Annotated in this window: 13 protein-coding genes; 5 read left to right on the forward strand and 8 right to left on the reverse strand. The window is 62.6% G+C overall.

The annotated features are described in order from the left end of the window. The first annotated feature begins 103 nt into the window (after nucleotides 1-103). The 4 genes from GIV35_RS22540 (at nucleotide 104) to GIV35_RS22555 (ending at nucleotide 7,748) form a co-directional block, all read left to right on the forward strand. The gene (locus GIV35_RS22540) at nucleotides 104-1,186 is read left to right on the forward strand and encodes an efflux RND transporter periplasmic adaptor subunit (RefSeq protein ID WP_034125475.1); all 1,083 of its coding nucleotides are present in this window, start codon (nucleotides 104-106) and stop codon (nucleotides 1,184-1,186) included. Further along, nucleotides 1,183-2,253 carry an efflux RND transporter periplasmic adaptor subunit gene (locus GIV35_RS22545; protein WP_096143912.1) on the forward strand — a complete coding sequence of 357 codons (1,071 nt, stop codon included), beginning with the start codon at nucleotides 1,183-1,185 and terminating at the stop codon, nucleotides 2,251-2,253. The genes GIV35_RS22540 and GIV35_RS22545 overlap by 4 nt, the downstream gene beginning before the upstream one ends. Next, the gene (locus GIV35_RS22550) at nucleotides 2,250-5,315 is read left to right on the forward strand and encodes an efflux RND transporter permease subunit (protein WP_236264613.1); all 3,066 of its coding nucleotides are present in this window, start codon (nucleotides 2,250-2,252) and stop codon (nucleotides 5,313-5,315) included. The genes GIV35_RS22545 and GIV35_RS22550 overlap by 4 nt, the downstream gene beginning before the upstream one ends. Nucleotides 5,316-5,558: 243 nt before the next feature. Next, nucleotides 5,559-7,748: a glycoside hydrolase gene (locus tag GIV35_RS22555; protein WP_236264612.1), complete on the forward strand. Its 2,190-nt coding sequence runs from the start codon at nucleotides 5,559-5,561 to the stop codon at nucleotides 7,746-7,748. Nucleotides 7,749-7,856: 108 nt separating this feature from the next. On the opposite strand, the gene GIV35_RS22560 is transcribed toward GIV35_RS22555, so the two are convergent. Then, a complete protein-coding gene (locus tag GIV35_RS22560; protein ID WP_200648586.1) occupies nucleotides 7,857-8,483 on the reverse strand; it encodes a class I SAM-dependent methyltransferase in 627 nt (208 codons plus the stop codon). Between the two features lie 176 nt (nucleotides 8,484-8,659). On the opposite strand from GIV35_RS22560, the gene GIV35_RS22565 reads away from it, so the two are divergent. Next, nucleotides 8,660-9,763 carry a hypothetical protein gene (locus GIV35_RS22565; protein ID WP_236264611.1) on the forward strand — a complete coding sequence of 368 codons (1,104 nt, stop codon included), beginning with the start codon at nucleotides 8,660-8,662 and terminating at the stop codon, nucleotides 9,761-9,763. Nucleotides 9,764-9,765: 2 nt separating this feature from the next. Here the strand turns inward: GIV35_RS22565 and GIV35_RS22570 are convergent, their stop codons facing one another. The 7 genes from GIV35_RS22570 to GIV35_RS22600 all read right to left on the reverse strand — a co-directional run bounded on the left by GIV35_RS22570 (nucleotide 9,766) and on the right by GIV35_RS22600 (nucleotide 17,271). Then, nucleotides 9,766-10,410: a methionine ABC transporter permease gene (locus GIV35_RS22570; RefSeq protein WP_003187635.1), complete on the reverse strand. Its 645-nt coding sequence runs from the start codon at nucleotides 10,408-10,410 to the stop codon at nucleotides 9,766-9,768. Then, nucleotides 10,400-11,515 (reverse strand): methionine ABC transporter ATP-binding protein, encoded by a 1,116-nt coding sequence (locus GIV35_RS22575; protein ID WP_236264610.1) that lies wholly within the window; start codon nucleotides 11,513-11,515, stop codon nucleotides 10,400-10,402. Before GIV35_RS22575 ends, GIV35_RS22570 begins: the two co-directional genes overlap by 11 nt. After that, complete coding sequence (locus GIV35_RS22580; protein WP_054896665.1) at nucleotides 11,512-12,327, reverse strand: MetQ/NlpA family ABC transporter substrate-binding protein; 816 nt, start codon at nucleotides 12,325-12,327, stop codon at nucleotides 11,512-11,514. The genes GIV35_RS22575 and GIV35_RS22580 overlap by 4 nt, the downstream gene beginning before the upstream one ends. Before the next feature lie 142 nt (nucleotides 12,328-12,469). Continuing rightward, a complete protein-coding gene (locus GIV35_RS22585) occupies nucleotides 12,470-13,822 on the reverse strand; it encodes an LLM class flavin-dependent oxidoreductase (protein ID WP_236264609.1) in 1,353 nt (450 codons plus the stop codon). Beyond that, a complete protein-coding gene (locus tag GIV35_RS22590) occupies nucleotides 13,822-15,015 on the reverse strand; it encodes an SfnB family sulfur acquisition oxidoreductase (protein ID WP_200648589.1) in 1,194 nt (397 codons plus the stop codon). The genes GIV35_RS22585 and GIV35_RS22590 overlap by 1 nt, the downstream gene beginning before the upstream one ends. 40 nt (nucleotides 15,016-15,055) lie before the next feature. Beyond that, a complete protein-coding gene (locus GIV35_RS22595; RefSeq protein ID WP_223023503.1) occupies nucleotides 15,056-16,297 on the reverse strand; it encodes an SfnB family sulfur acquisition oxidoreductase in 1,242 nt (413 codons plus the stop codon). Nucleotides 16,298-16,482: 185 nt separating this feature from the next. Beyond that, entirely contained in the window at nucleotides 16,483-17,271 is a 789-nt protein-coding gene (locus GIV35_RS22600) for a hypothetical protein (RefSeq protein WP_223023502.1), read from the reverse strand. Between the last annotated feature and the right edge of the window lie 217 nt (nucleotides 17,272-17,488).

Consider the following 17,488-nt stretch of genomic DNA (forward strand, 5'->3'; position numbering starts at 1 on the left):
GGAACCATTGGAGTATGGGATCCTCCATGCAGATAAGGAACCCTGATCTAAGCTCACAGTCGCATACACACTTGAACGTCGGCATCACGCAAAAGGAGCCTGCATGGGCGGTCGCACCTCGACATTTATTTTCAGCCTTGGCCTCCTGGCGCTGCTCAGCGGCTGTGGCCAGGACAAAGCCGAGCCCAAGCAGCATTCGCGGGTGTTCGTGCAGACCGTGCAGTCGGCGGATTTTGCCGCGGCGGTGACGCTGACGGGTGATATCCAGGCGCGGGTGCAAACCGATCTGTCCTTTCGCGTGGGCGGCAAGATTATCCAGCGCATGGTCGACGTGGGCGACCGCGTCACGGCCAGGCAAGTCCTGGCCAAGCTCGACCCCAAGGACCTGCAAACCAATGTTGATTCGGCCCAGGCCCAGGTCGTGGCCGAACAGGCGCGGGTCAAGCAGACCGCCGCCGCCTTTGTGCGCCAGGAAAAACTCTTGCCCAAAGGCTATACCAGCCGCAGCGAATATGACGCCGCCCAGGCCGCGCTGCGCAGCAGCCAAAGTGCCCTGGCCGCTGCCCAGGCGCAGTTGGCCAATGCCCGCGAACAATTGGGCTACACCTCGCTGATTGCCGATGCCCCGGGCATCATCACCGCGCGTCAGGCCGAAGTCGGCCAAGTGGTACAGGCCACCGTGCCGATCTTCAGCCTCGCCCGCGATGGCGAACGTGACGCCGTGTTCAACGTGTATGAGTCCTTGCTGGTGGAGCCGCCGCCCGACGCGCCGATTACGGTGAGCCTGCTGGACAACCCGAGCATCAAGGCCGTGGGCAAAGTCCGCGAAGTCACGCCCGCCGTGGCCGCCAATACCGGCACCGTCCAAGTGAAGATCGCCCTGCAAAGCCTGCCCAAGGGCATGGAGCTGGGGTCGGTGGTCAGCGCCACCGCCAATGGCCCGGCCAAGGCGAGCATCGAGCTGCCTTGGTCAGCCCTGACCAAAGACCTCAACGAGCCAGCCGTGTGGCTGGTGGACGGCGAAGGCAAGGCGCAGTTGCACAAGGTCACCGTGGCGCGCTACCTCACCGGCAAAGTGATCATCGGCGAGGGCCTCAAAGGCGGTGAAAAAGTCGTGATAGCCGGTGGGCAATTGCTGCACCCCGGCATGGTCGTCGAGATCGCCCAGCCCGGAGCGCAGCCATGAAGCAATTGACGCTCATTGTCGCCGCCAGCCTGTTGCTGATGGCCTGCTCCAAGGAAGAGGCGCCGCCCGAACCCATACGCCCGGTGCTGTCCATGGAAGTGAAGGCTGAAGACCAGGAAAACCTCGGTCGTTTCGCCGGCACCATCCAGGCCCGCTATGAAAGCAACCTGGGTTTCCGTGTGCCGGGCCGCATCGCCCGTCGCGCCGTGGATGTCGGCGCCGAAGTGGAGAAGGGCGCCCTGCTCGCCGTGCTTGACCCCACCGACCAGCAGAACCAATTGCGCGCTGCCCAGGGCGACCTGGCGCGCGTACAGGCGCAGTTCATCAACGCCCAGGCCAACGCTCGGCGGCAACAGGAACTGTTCAACCGTGGCGTCGGCGCCCAGGCCCAGTTGGATGTGGCCCAGACCGACTTGAAAACCACCCAGGCGACCCTCGACCAGGCCCGTGCATCGGTCAACCAGGCCAAGGATCAGCTCAACTACGCAGAACTGCGCACCGACCATGCCGGCATCGTCACCGCCTGGAATGCCGAGGCCGGCCAGGTGGTCAGCGCCGGCCAGCAGGTGGTGACCCTGGCCCGTCCGGACATCAAGGAAGCGGTGATCGACCTGCCCGCCGGCCTGGCTGAACGCTTGCCTGCCGATGTGGTGTTCCTGGTCGCCGGGCAACTGGACCCCAGCGTGCACACCACTGCCGTGGTGCGTGAGATCGAGCCTCAGGCCCAAAGCGCCACGCGCACCCGTCGCGCACGCCTTAGCCTGGCCGAAACCCCGCCGGCGTTCCGCCTGGGCACGGCAATCAGCGTGACTTTGAGCACCGCCATCGCCCCGCGTATCGAACTGCCCTTGAGCGCCTTGCAGGAAGTCGACGGCAAGACCCGTATTTGGCTGCTCGACACCCAGAGCCAGACCGTGCAACCCCGCGAGGTCACGGTTATCAGCCGTGATGCTCACAGCGCCTTGCTCAATGGCAGCGTCAAACCCGGCGAGCGCATTGTCACTGCCGGCGTGAACAGCCTGAAACCTGGGCAAAAAGTCAAAATTGACGAGGACAGCCCGCGATGAAAGGGAGCTTCAACTTATCCGACTGGGCCCTCAAGCATCAGTCCTTCGTCTGGTACCTGATGTTCGTCGCGCTGCTGATGGGCGTGTTCTCGTACATGAACCTGGGCCGTGAAGAAGACCCGTCGTTCACCATCAAGACCATGGTGATCCAGACCCGCTGGCCGGGCGCGACCCAGGAAGAAACCCTCAAGCAGGTCACCGACCGCATCGAGAAAAAACTCGAAGAGCTCGATTCCCTCGACTACGTGAAGAGCTACACCCGGCCGGGCGAGTCCACGGTGTTCGTGTTCCTCAAGGACACCACCAGCGCCAAGGCCATCCCGGAGATCTGGTACCAGGTTCGCAAGAAGATCGATGACATCCGCGGCACCTTCCCCCAGGGTTTGCAGGGGCCGTCGTTCAACGATGAATTCGGTGACGTGTTCGGCTCGGTGTATGCCTTTACCGGCGATGGCCTGTCGATGCGCCAGTTGCGTGATTACGTGGAGCAGGTGCGCGCCGAAATCCGTTCGGTACCGGGGCTGGGCAAGGTCGAGATGATCGGCCAGCAGGACGAAGTGATCTACCTGAATTTCTCCACGCGCAAACTCGCGGCCCTGGGGATTGATCAGCGCCAGGTCGTGCAAAGCCTGCAATCGCAAAACGCCGTGACCCCCGCCGGGGTGATCGAGGCCGGGCCGGAACGCATCTCCGTGCGCACCTCCGGGCAGTTCGCCTCGGAGAAAGACCTGGCCAACGTCAACCTGCGCCTCAATGACCGTTTCTACCGGCTGGCGGATATTGCCGACATCAGCCGTGGTTATGTGGACCCGGCGCGGCCGATGTTTCGCTTCAACGGCAAGCCAGCGATTGGCTTGGCCATCGCCATGCAGAAGGGCGGCAATATCCAGTCGTTCGGCGAGGCCCTGCACGGGCGCATGGACGAGCTGACCGCCGACCTGCCGGTGGGCGTCGGCGTGCACAAGGTGTCAGACCAGGCCGAAGTGGTGGAAGAGGCGGTCGGCGGCTTCACCAGCGCATTGTTCGAGGCGGTGATCATCGTGCTGGTGGTGAGCTTTATCAGCCTCGGCATGCGCGCCGGGTTGGTGGTGGCGTGCTCGATTCCGTTGGTGCTGGCGCTGGTATTCGTGTTCATGGAATACAGCGGCATCACCATGCAGCGCGTGTCGCTGGGCGCGTTGATCATCGCCCTCGGCCTGCTGGTGGATGACGCGATGATCACCGTGGAGATGATGATCACGCGCCTGGAAAAAGGCGAAACCAAGGAGCAGGCGGCGACATACGCCTATACGTCCACGGCGTTCCCGATGCTCACCGGCACGCTGGTGACCGTCGCCGGCTTCGTGCCGATTGGCCTCAACGCCAGTTCGGCGGGCGAGTACACCTTTACCTTGTTCGCGGTGATTGCCGTGGCGATGCTGGTGTCGTGGGTGGTGGCGGTGCTGTTTGCGCCGGTGATCGGCGTGCATATCCTCAGCGCCAATGTGAAACCGCACAACGCCGAGCCGGGGCGCATTGGCCGTGCCTTCAATGGCGGCATGCTGTGGGCCATGCGCAACCGTTGGTGGGCGATCGGTATCACCGTGGCGCTGTTCGTGGCCTCGGTGTTTTCCATGCAATTTGTGCAGAACCAGTTCTTCCCGTCGTCGGACCGTCCGGAAATCCTCGTCGACCTGAACCTGCCGCAAAACGCCTCGATCAACGAGACGCGCAAGGCCGTTGACCGCCTCGAAGCGATCATCAAGGACGACCCGGACATCGCCCGGTGGAGCACCTACATCGGCCAGGGCGCGATCCGTTTCTACCTGCCTCTGGACCAGCAGTTGGAAAACCCCTACTACGCGCAACTGGTGATTGTGAGCAAGGGCCTGGAGGAGCGTGGCGCCCTGATAGCACGCCTGCAACAACGCTTGCGCGATGATTTTGTCGGTATCGGCAGCTACGTGCAGCCGCTGGAAATGGGCCCGCCGGTAGGGCGGCCGATCCAGTACCGCGTGTCCGGCAAAGACATCGACCAGGTGCGCAAACACGCCATTGAACTGGCGACCTTGCTGGATCAGAACACCCACCTGGGCGAGATCATCTACGACTGGAACGAGCCGGGCAAAGTCCTGCGCGTCGACATCGCCCAGGACAAGGCGCGGCAACTGGGGCTTTCGTCGGAAGACGTGGCGCAGTTGATGAACAGCGTGGTCAGCGGCGCGGCGGTGACCCAGGTGCACGACGATATCTACCTGATCAACGTGGTCGGCCGCGCCGAGGATGCCGAGCGCGGTACGCCGGAAACCTTGCAGAACCTGCAGATCGTCACGCCCAACGGCACCTCGATTCCATTGCTGGCGTTCGCCACGGTGCGTTACGAACTGGAGCAGCCGCTGGTGTGGCGTCGTGACCGCAAGCCGACGATTACCATCAAGGCCGCGGTGCGCGATGAGATGCAGCCGACCGACCTGGTCAAACAGTTGGCGCCGACCATCGAGAAATTCAGCGAGGGCTTGCCGGTGGGCTATAAAGTCGCCACCGGTGGCACTGTGGAAGAAAGTGGCAAGGCTCAGGGACCTATCGCCAAGGTGGTGCCGTTGATGCTGTTCCTGATGGCCACCTTCCTGATGATCCAGTTGCACAGCGTGCAGAAGATGTTCCTGGTGGCCAGCGTCGCGCCATTGGGGCTGATCGGCGTGGTGCTGGCGTTGATCCCCACGGGTACGCCCATGGGCTTTGTGGCGATCCTGGGGATCCTGGCGCTGATCGGCATCATCATCCGCAACTCGGTGATTCTGGTCACACAGATCCACGAGTACGAAGAGGCCGGCTACACGCCGTGGGATGCGGTGGTGGAAGCCACCGAACACCGGCGTCGACCGATTCTGCTGACGGCTGCGGCGGCGAGCCTGGGCATGATCCCGATTGCGCGGGAGGTGTTCTGGGGGCCGATGGCCTACGCGATGATTGGCGGGATCATCATTGCGACGTTGCTGACGTTGCTGTTTCTGCCGGCGCTGTATGTGGCCTGGTACAAGATCCGCGAGCCGAAACAGAAACATCAGCCACAACAGGATTAACACTGAGAGAGGGGCTGCCAGTTAAGCGCAGATCCCCTGTGGGAGCGGGCTTGCCCGCGAAGGCGGTGCGTCAGTCGCAGCATCTGTGACTGAACTGTCGCTTTCGCAGGCAAGCCAGCTCCCACACTTGGAACTTCATTCTGGTTGAGGCTGTGTGAAGTTTCTGAAAAATCCCCATGTCGTCCTGGCTCGCGAGTGCATGCTGTACCCTCTGGTCCTCATTCCAAACCCAGGTCGGTCCTCATGCAGTGCCTGCGTTTCACCTTGCTGTTTTGCGCGTTGCTCCTTGCACCGCGTGCCTTCGCCGCCACCGTACTGGAAAACGCCTTGTGGCGCGTCGAACTCGACCCCGCCACGCTGGCGCTGCGCGTGACACCTGCAGGGCAGGCCTCGGTGCAGGCATCCAGCGGTGTGGCCGCGCATGCCGTCAGCCAACTGCAGAACACGCCTGACCAAGCCACTTGGCAATGGGACAACGGCGCCTATCGCCTGAGCGCCGGCCTGGAGCAGCGCGACCTGGTCCTGACCATCAACGCCCGCGAGCCCGGTGAACTGGCCCTGCTGCGCCAGCCTGCCGAGGCCATGGGGCGAGGGTTGATCTGGCCCTTGGCCGAGGGGCATTACGTGCCTGCCGGCAATGCGATCTGGAAGGCGTTTCTGCTGGAGCGGGGTGAGTTCAATACCACCCAGGACCTGAGCCTGCCGCTGTGGGGCGTGGATCACGGTGGCTTCACGTTGAGCTGGCTGTTGACCAACCCCTACAACAACCGCTTGAAATGGCAAGCCGACGGCAACGGCCTGGCCCTCTCCGCGGCCCATGAATTCACCCCGCTGGCGCCTGATGCGCCGATGACGCTGCGGCTGTCCCTGGGCGATGCCGACCCGTTGGCTGGCGCCAAGCGCTACCGCCAGTGGCTGGTGGAGCAGGGCCGCTATGAACCGTTGGCGGACAAGCTGCGGCAAACACCTGAAGCCCAGAAGCTGCTGGGCGCCAGCCATGTGTACCTGTGGGACAACGGCCTGCTGGCTTTGGGCGATGTGCGTGATTGGCCCAAACTGATCAAACGGCTGCGCAGCCATGAACTCAAGACGCTGATGGACAAGGAGAGCGCACAGCTGCTGGCGCAGCCCACTCCATTGAATCGCTATGAGCAAACCGTGCTGCTGCGCGGCGTCAACGCGGCGATCAACACCAAGGCCCGGCAGGCCTGGCAAGTCGAAGACCCAGACATGACCCGCCTTGCCGCCCGCTACGGTGAGCTGCGCAGTGAACTGGCCGTGGACTTTGTGGGAGCCTTGAGTGACAGCCCGCAAACCTGGGGCAGTAGCGCCATTCAAACCCTGCGCGACGCCGGGTTGCAGCGTCTGTTGCTGACCTTGGGCGAAGGTTGGGAGGGTGGCCTCTGGCATCCCGAAGCGATTCGCGCGGGGGTGGAAGCCGGTTTTCTGATAGCGCCTTACGACTCCTATGAGACGGCCCTGTCCGCCACGGAAAACCCCGATTGGACCACTGCCCACTTGGGCGCCAAGGCCTATCGCGACTGCGCGATCGTGTTGAAAGACGGCAAGCTGAAAACCGGTTTCCAGAAGTCCGGCCATTACACCGACCCGCGGTGTGTGCGGCCGCTGCTGGAGGCGCGGGTGAAGGCGGTACACGCCAAGGCTGGCTTCAATGCCTGGTTTCTCGATGCCTACGCCACCAGCATGCTGTTCGACAGCTACCGCAGCAACGCCAGCATGACCCAGGCACAAAACGCCGAAGGCAATATCGACGCCTCCCGCTGGATCAACACCGTGCCTAAGCTGGTTACAGGCTCCGAAGACGGCAACGCGATCACCGCCCAGGGCATCCTGTTTGCCCACGGCATGCAGACCCCGGTGATCGGTTGGGGTGATCGCGAGATGACCCAGGACCCGCAGTCGCCGTACTTCGTAGGCAATTGGTACCCCTCGGAGCAACCGGCGGTGTTCTTCAAATCGGTGCCGTTGAAGGAGCCGTTTCGCACGCTGTATTTCGAGCCGACGATGCGCCTGCCGTTGTATCAGGCGGTGTTCCACGGCTCGGTGATCACCACCCATCATTGGCTGTTCGACAGCCTCAAACTCAGCAATGTGCAGGGCGACAATGAGCTGACCCAACTGCTCTACAACGTGCCGCCGCTGTACCACCTCAGTGCGGCGACGCTCAAGGCGCGGCTGCCGATGATTCAGCGCCAGGACCGCTTTTTCCGGCCGTTGCACCAGCGCTTGGCGACCCAGGAAATGACGGGTTTCCGTTGGCTGACGGTGGACAAGCAACTGCAGCAAACCACCTTCGCCGATGGAACGCGGCTGGTGGCGAATTTCTCGGCGGTGGAAAAACAGGGGTATGCCGGGCGCAGTGTGACGGTGCTGGTGGAGGGGGAGGAGCCGGTGGTGTATCAGGTGAAATAGCGCTGCCCGTTACGGCGCCATCGCGGGCAAGCCCGCTCCCACAGGGGAATGCATTCCAAAGGTGGGAGCTGGCTTGCCTGCGATGAGGCAGGTACAGGCGATGCAGCACTAAAGTTTACGCCACACACTCGCCAACCAAGGCTGCTGTTCCCGCGGCAACCCGGCCGGCCGGTAGTAGTGCTCCAACTCTTCAAACCCGGCTGCGGTCAGCAAGGCCTGCCACGCCTGCAGGTCGTGATAAGAGCCATACCGCGGCCCATTCCAGCCCTCTTGGTTCTCACCCCGAGGGTTGGAGCTGAACAGCACGCCCCCAGGCTTCAACGCGCCGTGCAGCTCTTTGAGCACTCGGGGCAACTCCTGCTTGGGAATATGAAACAGCACCGCATTGGCAAACACTCCGTCGAAGCGTTCGGCGGGCAGGTCCAGCTTGAGAAAGTCCTGCTGCAGCACCTCACAGCCGCTGTCTTCGCGGGCCATCTGCGCAAAACGTTCGGAACCATCCAGGCCCACGGCGATATGCCCCCTGCGCGTAAACGTCTGCAAGTCCCGCCCTGGCCCACAGCCGAAATCCAGCACAGTGAATGGCGGCGTGCCCTGGATATGCCGCAGCAACGCGTCGATGTTCTGGCTCACATCGTGATCGCGGGTGCCTTCACGGAAGTCTTCGGCCACCTTGTTGTAGTGGCCCAGGGTGGTGGAGGTGATCTGGTTGAGGTCGTCGGGAGCAAGTTTCATGGCATGGCGCACGGCTGCGGCTGAGGTAGGGGGACTATACCCCGGCCCATTCATCAGTTGAAAACCGTGTATCCGGTGTAGGGCGCTTCACGGCGGTCGCAGTGCGCGCATCCGACAGACCGCCACGGGAAATTGTGGGTAAGATTCGGCCCTCATTTGCAGAGGGCTACACATCCATGGAAGAGGAAAAATGTTCACCCGTTGGCAACGACACCGCACCGAACAAGGTCGACCAATACGCCACGAGATTGAGCAATGGGCTGTTCTGGCTCAATGAGCGTGCCTGGCCGCTGACGGTGGGGGTTCTCTCGGTGGCAGGCCTGTACCTGTACCAGTACATCCAGGTGGAAAAGGTGCCGCTGAGTATCCTGTCGGCGTCGGCGTTCACTGCCCTGCCGGCCATGTTCGCCATGTTGGTATTTGTGATCGGCATGATGGGCGCGTCGATCCTGGTGCCCACGTTTATCTTGTTCACGCGCCTGAACGGCACCGGTGTGCGCCTGAGTGATCAACTCAATCTCAGCCCGCAGTCGCCGCAAGAGACGGCCCAGCACAGGAGGTTACTGGGACATTGGGCGGCCAGCCTGTTGGTGATGTTTGTGTTCTGGATGTCCGCCGTATACCTGTCCGTGAACGCCGAAAGTGGGCTTTTGCTGACGCTCAGTTGGATCGTGGCGATCATGGCGGCGGTAGTGGCTTATGTCGGCATCATCATTCGTGCGCGCCCCGCCCATGTTGCTCTGGGTGAGTTGTCCGGCGAGTTCTGGCTGGCCAGTGCTGGCGCCGGGGTCGTTCAAATGGTGGTCATTCTGATGGTGACGGTGCCGGTTTCCCGCGCCTTCAGCGAGTACTCCGACAGCGCCGTGTTCTTTGCACCGTTCATGGCCGCCGAAATGGCCGTGCTGTTTCTGATCCAGGGGAGCGCCGCCTGCCTGGTGGTACGCATGCGCGTCCAGAAAAACCCGGTGGCGTTTGCCTCATTGGTGGCCTTTGCGCTCATCGTTTTACTCGGGCTGATCCCGGCGAGCGGGGCCAAGTTGGGCGGCCTGCCGCTGCAAGGCTCCGCCTCGGGAGGGCGCGTTTGTACGTTGATGACCTGGGCGGCAGAGGCGAAGGTCCCCGGCGCGCTGGTAGACGCCGACAACCCCAAACGCAGCGTGAAACTGCGGGTGATGGCCGACTCGGATGGCAGCTATATCGTGCGGCCCTGGCAGGCCAAGGAGAAAACCATCACCTTCGTGCCCCGTGCCAGCGTTGCCCAACTGGATGAGTGCCCGTGACGTCAGCGCTTGTTCAATACCCGCGCCAATCGGTCCCCGCTCAGCTGGATCACCGCCACCAGCACCACCAGCAGCACAATCACGGTGAGCATGATCTGCGTATCGAAGCGCTGGTAGCCATAGCGGTAGGCAATATCGCCCAGCCCACCGGCGCCGATTGCCCCGGCCATGGCCGATGAGTTGATCATGGTCACCAGGGTGATGGTGAAGCCGCCGACGATGCCGGGCAGCGCCTCTGGCAACAGCACATGCCAGATGATGTGCCAGCGACGGCAACCCATGGCCTGCGCGGCTTCGATCAGGCCGTGGTCGACCTCGCGCAGGCTGACTTCGGCGATGCGCGCAAAGAACGGCGTGGCGGCGATGGTCAGCGGTACCACTGCCGCCCAGACGCCATAGGTGGTGCCGACGATCAGGCGCGTGAACGGGATGAGCGCCACCATCAGGATCAGAAACGGAATGGAGCGGAACAGATTCACGAACGCTCCCAGCACGCGGTTAAGGGCCGGTGCCTGGTAGATGCCGCCCTTGTCGCTGGTGACCAGGAATACTGCCAGCGGAATGCCCACCAGCAGCGCGATCAGCGATGACACTCCCACCATCAACAAGGTGTCGATGGCGCCCTGCACTAACCGATCAAACCACATAGCCCAGCACCTCCACCTGTTGTGCCCAATTCGCCGCGCGTTTGCGCAGTTCTTCGGCGTTATGCGGCGATCCGTTCACCGCCAGCAGCAGTTGCCCCAAGGCATGCCCCTGGATGCGTTCCACGCCCCCTTGCAGTAAACGCACACGGCCGCCGAGGGCACTGAACAGTGCCGCGAGGTCTGGCTCCAGGGAGTCGCTGCCGGTGAACTGCAGGCGCAGCACCAGTGCGGCGTCGGCCGAGGCGGGCGTGGGTTGCAGGCGGCTTTGCAACTCTGGCGGCAAGCCGTGTTGCAGCGGGGCGAGCAGGGTCTTGCTGACCTCATGTTGCGGATCGCCAAACACCTGCCACACCGGGCCCTGCTCGACGATACGCCCGTGCTCCAGCACCACTACGCGGTCGCAGATGTCGCGGATCACCGCCATCTCATGGGTAATCAGCACGATGGTCAGGCCCAGGCGCTGGTTGATCTCGCGCAGCAGGCCGAGGATCGACTGGGTGGTTTCCGGGTCGAGGGCCGAGGTGGCTTCGTCGCACAGCAGAATCTCGGGGTCGTGCACCAGCGCGCGGGCGATGCCGACGCGCTGCTTCTGCCCGCCGGACAGCTGCGCCGGGTACGCCTTGTGTTTGTCTTGCAGGCCTACCAGCTCCAGCAGTTCATGCACCTTTCGCGCGCGTTGTGCCTGGGGCACACCGGCGACCTTGAGCGGCAACTCGACGTTCTGCCACACGGTCTTGGCCGACATCAGGTTGAAGTGCTGGAAGATCATGCCGATGCGTCGCCGCAGCGCCACCAGGTGGTCTTCATCGAAGCTGCCGATGTCCACCTGGTCGATCAGCACCCGTCCGCTGCTGGGTTGTTCCAGGCGATTGATAGTGCGGATCAGCGATGACTTGCCGGCGCCGCTGCGGCCGATGATGCCGAACACTTCGCCACGCTGGATCGCCAGGTCAATGCCTTGCAGCGCATGCACCGTGCCGTCATAGGTTTTGCCCAGGTTGATGAACCGCACATGGGCGCGGTTCAAGTCCGGGTGCAGTTCAGTCTGTTCGGCGTGGCTGGGTGCAGGGGCCAGATCGTGTAATCGGGCGTTGGCGGCACTCATGGTTTAGCTTCCCAACCGACCTGGTAGAGCTTGCCGAGGGACTTGTCCAAGGCCGCACGCACCACCGGCGAGTGCTGGTAGATATCGACGAACTTGATCACCCGTGGGTCGGTTTTGCTCTTGGGCTGGATGACGAACTGAATCACGTATTCCGGGTGGTCGAGGCCGTCGAACAACAGCGCCGACTCGGCATCGAAGGTCTTGGACAGGCGGATGTATGCCGGGTAGCCCTGCACCAGATCGGCGTCGTCATAGGCGCGCACCAGTTGCACCGCTTCCACTTGCAGGATCTTGATGTTTTTCGGGTTGGCGACGATGTCTTCTTCGGTGGCTTTGTAGCCCACGCCCGGCTTGAGGGTGATCAGCCCGGCCTTTGCCAGCAGTTGCAGGCCGCGACCGCTGTTGATCGGGTCGTTGGCAATCGCCACGCTGGCGCCTGCGGGCAGCTCGTTGAAGTTTTTGTACTTTTTCGAATACAGCCCGACGTTATTGATGATGCCTGGTGCATACGGCACCAGGTCAAACCCGGCGGCGGCCTTGGCGTTTTCCAGGAAGGGGATGTGCTGGAAGTAGTTCACGTCGATATCGCCGGCGGCGAGGCTGACGTTGGGCGCGATCCAGTCGGTGAACTCCACCAGTTCGACCTTCAGGCCCTGCTTGCCGGCCTCTTCTACGGCGGCTTCCAGCGGAATGGCGAAGGCAGCGGTGGTGCCGATTTTCAGCGGGGCGTCGGCGGCAAATACCGCCGAGCTGAATAAGCCGAAGGCCAGGGCCAGTGCTTTGACTGGGTGGTTTAGGAATGTCTTTTTCATAGTGGTTTTCCAGTCAGAAGGTATAGGTGCAAACAATGCGGTCAATGGTGGGAGCTGGCTTGCCTGCGATGGCGGTGTTTCAGCCGCATTGGTTTTAGCGGGTCCACCGCTATCGCAGGCAAGCCAGCTCCCACAGTTTTGTTCAATGACGGTAGGTAGAGCCGGTGTGTTGGCTGGGTAAGCGAGCCGTGTCGTGGAAGACTTTTTCCCGCAGCGTTCCCTGCGCATATTCCGTCTTGTACGAGCCCCGTCGTTGTAGCTCCGGTATCACCAGCTCAATGAAATCCACATAGCTCTCCGGCGTCACAATGCGCGTCAGGTTGAAACCATCCAGCCCGGTTTCGCTGATCCAGGATTCCAGCTCATCGGCCACCTGTTCAGGCGAGCCCACCAGGGTGATATAGCGCCCGCCCAGGGCATGCTGTTCAAGCAATTTGCGCCGGGTCCAGTCGTTGTTCTGCAGGTTCTGGGTGGCCGACTGGATCGCGTTGCTTTTGACGTACTGGATCGGTTCGTCCAACGCGTACTGGGCAAAATCGATCCCGGTCGAGGCCGAGAAGTGCGCCACGCCGGCTTCCGCGCTGGCGTAGCTGAGGTACTCGGCGTGCTTGTGCCAGGCCAACGCTTCAGTGGCGCCAACGATGACGTTCAGGCCCATGAACACCTTGATGTCGTCCGGGTTGCGCCCAGCCTCCACTGCGCTGGCGCGCACCTTGTCCACCTGGCGTTTGGTCGCTGCTTTGTTTTGCCCGCTGATAAACACGCACTCGGCATGCCGCCCGGCGAACAGCAAGCCGCGCTCGGAACTGCCGGCCTGGAACAGCACCGGCGTGCGCTGCGGCGAGGGCTCGCACAGGTGGTAACCCTCCACCTGATAGAACTCGCCGTGGTGCTCTACCTTGTGCACCTTGCCCGGTTGCGCATACACCCGCGCTTGGCGATCGTTGCGCACCGCGTCGTCTTCCCAGCTGCCTTCCCAGAGCTTGTACAACACCTGCAGGTATTCATCGGCCTGGTCGTAGCGCCGGTCATGCTCGACCTGTTCGGTAAGGCCCATGGCCTTGGCGGCGCTGTCGAGGTAGCCGGTGACAATGTTCCAACCCACCCGGCCACGGCTCAGGTGATCCAGCGTCGACATGCGCCGAGCGAACAGGTACGGCGGTTCGTAGGTGAGGTTGGCGGTGAGGCCGAAGCCAAGGTGCTGGGTGACGGCGGCCATGGCCGACACCAGCAGCAGCGGGTCGTTGACCGGTAGCTGGATCGACTCCTTGAGGGGCACGTCAATGGAGTCCTGATAGACGTCATACACGCCGACGATATCAGCGATGAACAAACCGTCGAACAACCCGCGTTCAAGGATCTTCGCCAGTTCAGTCCAGTATTCGAGGGTCTTGTACTCGGTCGAGTTGTCTCGTGGATGAGCCCACAAACCGTGATTGATGTGCCCGATGCAGTTCATGTTGAAAGCATTGAGCAGGATCTTTTTTTTGCTCATCAGATGGTCCCCCGCAGCGGCGGGTTTTCATCGTTGAGGTAGTAGTTGCCAACCGCATGGTATTTCCAGCGCACCGGGTCGTGCAGGGTGTGTACCCGGGCGTTGCGCCAGTGGCGGTCCAGGCCGTGTTCGGCCAGGGTTGCCTGGCTGCCAGCCAGTTCGAACAGGGTGCTGCCGGCCGCCAGGGAGATCTCGGTGCTCAGGGCGCGTACTTCGGCAACGGCGATGGAGGCTGCGGCGACGGTCTGGGCATTGCTGTCGGCCTGGGCGCGGTCGAGGAATTCACCCGAGCGTTCCAGCAAGGCTTCGGCAGCGTGCAGCCGGCTGCTCAGGTGGCCGAAGCTCTTGAGTGTCAGCGGGTCTTCGGTGGCCTTGTCGTTGCCGGCGTCGATCCACGGGCGGGTCTTGGTGCGCACAAAATGCAAGGCATCCTCAAAGGCCGCGCGGGCGATGCCGGTGTCGATGGCGGCGTGGAGGATCTGCGCCAGCGGGCCGACGGTGGTTGGGCGTTCGAAAGCGCTCTGGAACGCCACCACGTCTTGCGCCGCGACCCATACGTTGTCGAACACTACCGAGCCGCTGCCGGTAGTGCGCTGGCCGAAGCCGCTCCAGTCGTCGATCACCGTCAGTCCCTCGCTGTCACGCGGTACGAAGGCCAGTTGCTGCACGCCATTTGCATCCACCACCGAAGTGGGGATGCGCTGGGCGTAGATCGCGCCGGTGGCGTAGAACTTGCGCCCGTTGATGCGAAAACCGTCGCCGTCACGGGTGAGGCTGGTAATGCGGTCGTGGGCGGTCTTGGTGCCCAGCTCCGCCAAGGCGTTGCCAAAGCGTTGGCCGGCCAATACCTCGGCGTACAGGCGTTGCTGCTGTTCGGGGCTACCGTTCACCCGCAGTACTTCGAGGGCATAGAAATGGTTTTGCGGAATCTGGCCCAACGAGCCATCGGCCTGGGCGATCAATGCGATGACCTTGGCCAGGGTAACGTTGGACACGCCCGCGCCGCCGTAGGCCTTGGGCACGCTGATGCCCCACAGGCCAGAGCGGGAAAACACGTCCAGTTCGGGCAATGGCAGGCGGCGTTCGCGGTCGCGCTGGGCGCTGTCGCGGCGCAAGTCTTCAGCAAGATCGCTGGCGACAATAAGCGCTTGTTCGTCGCTGGTGATGACCGCGACGGGGTGAGAAAGGGTCATGAGTTTCTCCAGAAGCTCGTGGAAAAAGTGTTCTGGTTGGTTAAATCCAGGAATGACGAGCCGGCAAGGTGCCGTTGAGCCGATAGGCGCCGATGGCGTGGTACTTCCAGCGCACCGGGTCGTGGAGGGTGTGCACCCGGGCGTTGCGCCAGTGACGGTCAAGGTTGAATTCGGCCAGGGTGGCGCGGCTGCCGGCCAGCTCAAAGAGCTTCTCGGTGACTTGTAACGCCACTTCGGTGGTCAGCACCTTGGCCTCGGCCACGGCAATCGAGGCGTGGGCGGCGGACTGCGCGGTGATCGGCGCGGCGCTGACCTGGTCAAGCACTTGCCCGGCCTTGCGCAGCAGGGCTTCGGCGGCGTGCAGTTCGATCTTCAGCTTGCCGATATCAGCGATCACATACAGGTCGTCGCTGGCTCGCTCGACCTTGGCGTCGATCCACGGGCGTGAGCGTTCACGCACGAAGGCAATGGCATCGTCGAGGGCGCCTCGGGCGATGCCAGCGTCGATGGCGGCCTGGATCAGTTGCGACACGGCCCCCTGGATATTCGGGCTTTCCCCCAGGCGCCAGTTGTCGATGACCAATTCCGGCTCCACGGCCACGCGATCAAGCAAGACGGTGCCGCTGGCGGTGGTGCGTTGGCCAAAGCCCGACCAGTCATCGACGATGCGCAGCCCCTCGCTGCCGCGCCGCACGAAGGCCATGATTTGCTTGCCGTCATCGTTCAACGCTTTTATGGCGACCCAGTGAGCAAACAGTGCGCCGGTGGAGTAGAACTTCTGGCCGCTGACCACGTACCCATCACCTTCGGCCGTAATGCGTGCCTTGAGCTCCAGGGTATTTTTGGTGCCGCGTTCCGGGCCGCCGTTGCCGATGCGCCAGCCGTCGAGCACGCTCTGGAACAGCTGCTTTTTCTGACGCTCGGTCGCGGTGCCCTGCAATACGTACAAGATGCCGAAATGGTTCTGCGGGATCTGCCCGAGTGCCGGGTCGGCTGCGCTGATGATCGCGAAGACTTCGGCCAGGGTCACAAACGACACCTGTGGGCCGCCGTATTCACGGGGAATGGAAATACTGCCCAAGCCGCTGCGGGTGAACTGTTCGAGCTGCGCCCAGGGCAGTTTGCGTTGCTGGTCGCGCTGGGCGGCATGCAGGCGTGCAGCCTGGGCCAGTTCGTGGGCTGCACTCAGTGCCTGAGCGTCGTTGCGCAACACCGTGGCGGGCAACAGCAGGGGGGCTACGTCCAGATCACTCTGGGGGGGTGTTAGAGCCAAGTTAGACATCAGCGCCGCTCCTTGGCTGCACGCAATGCCCTGGCGTTGCGCACCGGGGTAATTCTGACCATACCGACCTCGCATTCAATGAAATAAACAGAAAAATCAGGAATGTCCGGTGGTCCGGTGCATATACCCTAAGCGTGTTAATTATTTAAATAAACTAACTTTTAGGAATATGCATAGAAGGGCTGTCACCCCGGTTCACAGGGTGAACCGAAGCGACGCGGCTGATAGCTCGGTGCGGGCGAGGCAGGGCGGGGCGGTGTGCAGGCGGCGATGCGTAGCGTGCGGGCGGGCGCCCAGCGGGAGTTGTTACCCACGCGGTCGAGAATGCAGTAGGTGACTTCCAACCGGCAGTCGTCGCCGGCTTCGACAATCACGTGGGGCGGCACCCACACCTGCACCGCCAGGCCAACGCTGTTGGCTTGGATACGGGGCAGGTCCAAGCGTACATCGCCCCAGCGCAACGTGATGGCATCGCCTGTGCTCATGTTCAGGTAAGGCTCGATGGTCAGCGGAATGCCGCGCCTTACCTGGCTGCTGTTGACGCCGTGGCGGCGAATCGTCTCGGGCAGGTTCACGGGCGCCAGATTCTGGTTTTCATTGTCGCCTTCAGGGTTCAGGCGCGGCGAAGGCTGACCGCCGGGGTAGTTGGTCTTGACCCGCACCAGCGTCACCGCCGAGCGCATCGGGCCATGGCCGATCTGCAAGACCTGGTAATGGACGCGTGCCGGTCCGTCCTGCACAAAGCTCTGCGGTACGTACAGGTGGGTGCACGTGCCGATCCTGCACGCCGTCACCTTGCGCGAGGCGGCGAAGCAGTTGTTCCAGAACAGTTCGATCAGGTCGCCTTCTTCCATGCTCGGGTAGGGTGAAATGTCGACCTGCAAGTGGGCGGAGGCCAGGGCGCTGATGCCGTTTCCAATAGCCTGGGGAAGCCTTGGGGCACTGAGCGTGGCCGGGGTTTGAGTGTGTGTCATAAGTAATCTCCTTGATGCAGCCAGCAGCAATCGTTCCGAAAGCTGGACGCACAGGCGCCAGGGGGTTCGAAAGGTACGATTCAGTCAGTAGCCGGGATAGGATCCAATCCTCAAGGCGCTAGATAAGAGGGTTGGCCGAGGAGCGTCAATGGAGGCAAAGGGCTAAACGGCGAGTTTGGCGAGATTCAGACGGGTCTGACGGGGAGGGGGATTTCAG

The sequence above is a fragment of the Pseudomonas sp. PA-1-6B genome (assembly GCF_021609545.1).
In the GTDB taxonomy this organism is placed as follows: Bacteria; Pseudomonadota; Gammaproteobacteria; order Pseudomonadales; family Pseudomonadaceae; genus Aquipseudomonas; species Aquipseudomonas fluorescens_BV.

Coding starts and splice junctions, on each gene's coding strand:
- GIV35_RS22565 (WP_236264611.1), top strand. CDS start 8,660: ATGGAAGAGGAAAAATGTTCACCCGTTGGCAACGACACCGCACCGAAC.
- GIV35_RS22600 (WP_223023502.1), bottom strand. CDS start 17,271: ATGACACACACTCAAACCCCGGCCACGCTCAGTGCCCCAAGGCTTCCC.
- GIV35_RS22575 (WP_236264610.1), bottom strand. CDS start 11,515: ATGAGTGCCGCCAACGCCCGATTACACGATCTGGCCCCTGCACCCAGC.
- GIV35_RS22555 (WP_236264612.1), top strand. CDS start 5,559: ATGCAGTGCCTGCGTTTCACCTTGCTGTTTTGCGCGTTGCTCCTTGCA.
- GIV35_RS22560 (WP_200648586.1), bottom strand. CDS start 8,483: ATGAAACTTGCTCCCGACGACCTCAACCAGATCACCTCCACCACCCTG.
- GIV35_RS22590 (WP_200648589.1), bottom strand. CDS start 15,015: ATGACCCTTTCTCACCCCGTCGCGGTCATCACCAGCGACGAACAAGCG.
- GIV35_RS22550 (WP_236264613.1), top strand. CDS start 2,250: ATGAAAGGGAGCTTCAACTTATCCGACTGGGCCCTCAAGCATCAGTCC.
- GIV35_RS22595 (WP_223023503.1), bottom strand. CDS start 16,297: ATGTCTAACTTGGCTCTAACACCCCCCCAGAGTGATCTGGACGTAGCC.
- GIV35_RS22545 (WP_096143912.1), top strand. CDS start 1,183: ATGAAGCAATTGACGCTCATTGTCGCCGCCAGCCTGTTGCTGATGGCC.
- GIV35_RS22580 (WP_054896665.1), bottom strand. CDS start 12,327: ATGAAAAAGACATTCCTAAACCACCCAGTCAAAGCACTGGCCCTGGCC.
- GIV35_RS22585 (WP_236264609.1), bottom strand. CDS start 13,822: ATGAGCAAAAAAAAGATCCTGCTCAATGCTTTCAACATGAACTGCATC.
- GIV35_RS22570 (WP_003187635.1), bottom strand. CDS start 10,410: ATGTGGTTTGATCGGTTAGTGCAGGGCGCCATCGACACCTTGTTGATG.
- GIV35_RS22540 (WP_034125475.1), top strand. CDS start 104: ATGGGCGGTCGCACCTCGACATTTATTTTCAGCCTTGGCCTCCTGGCG.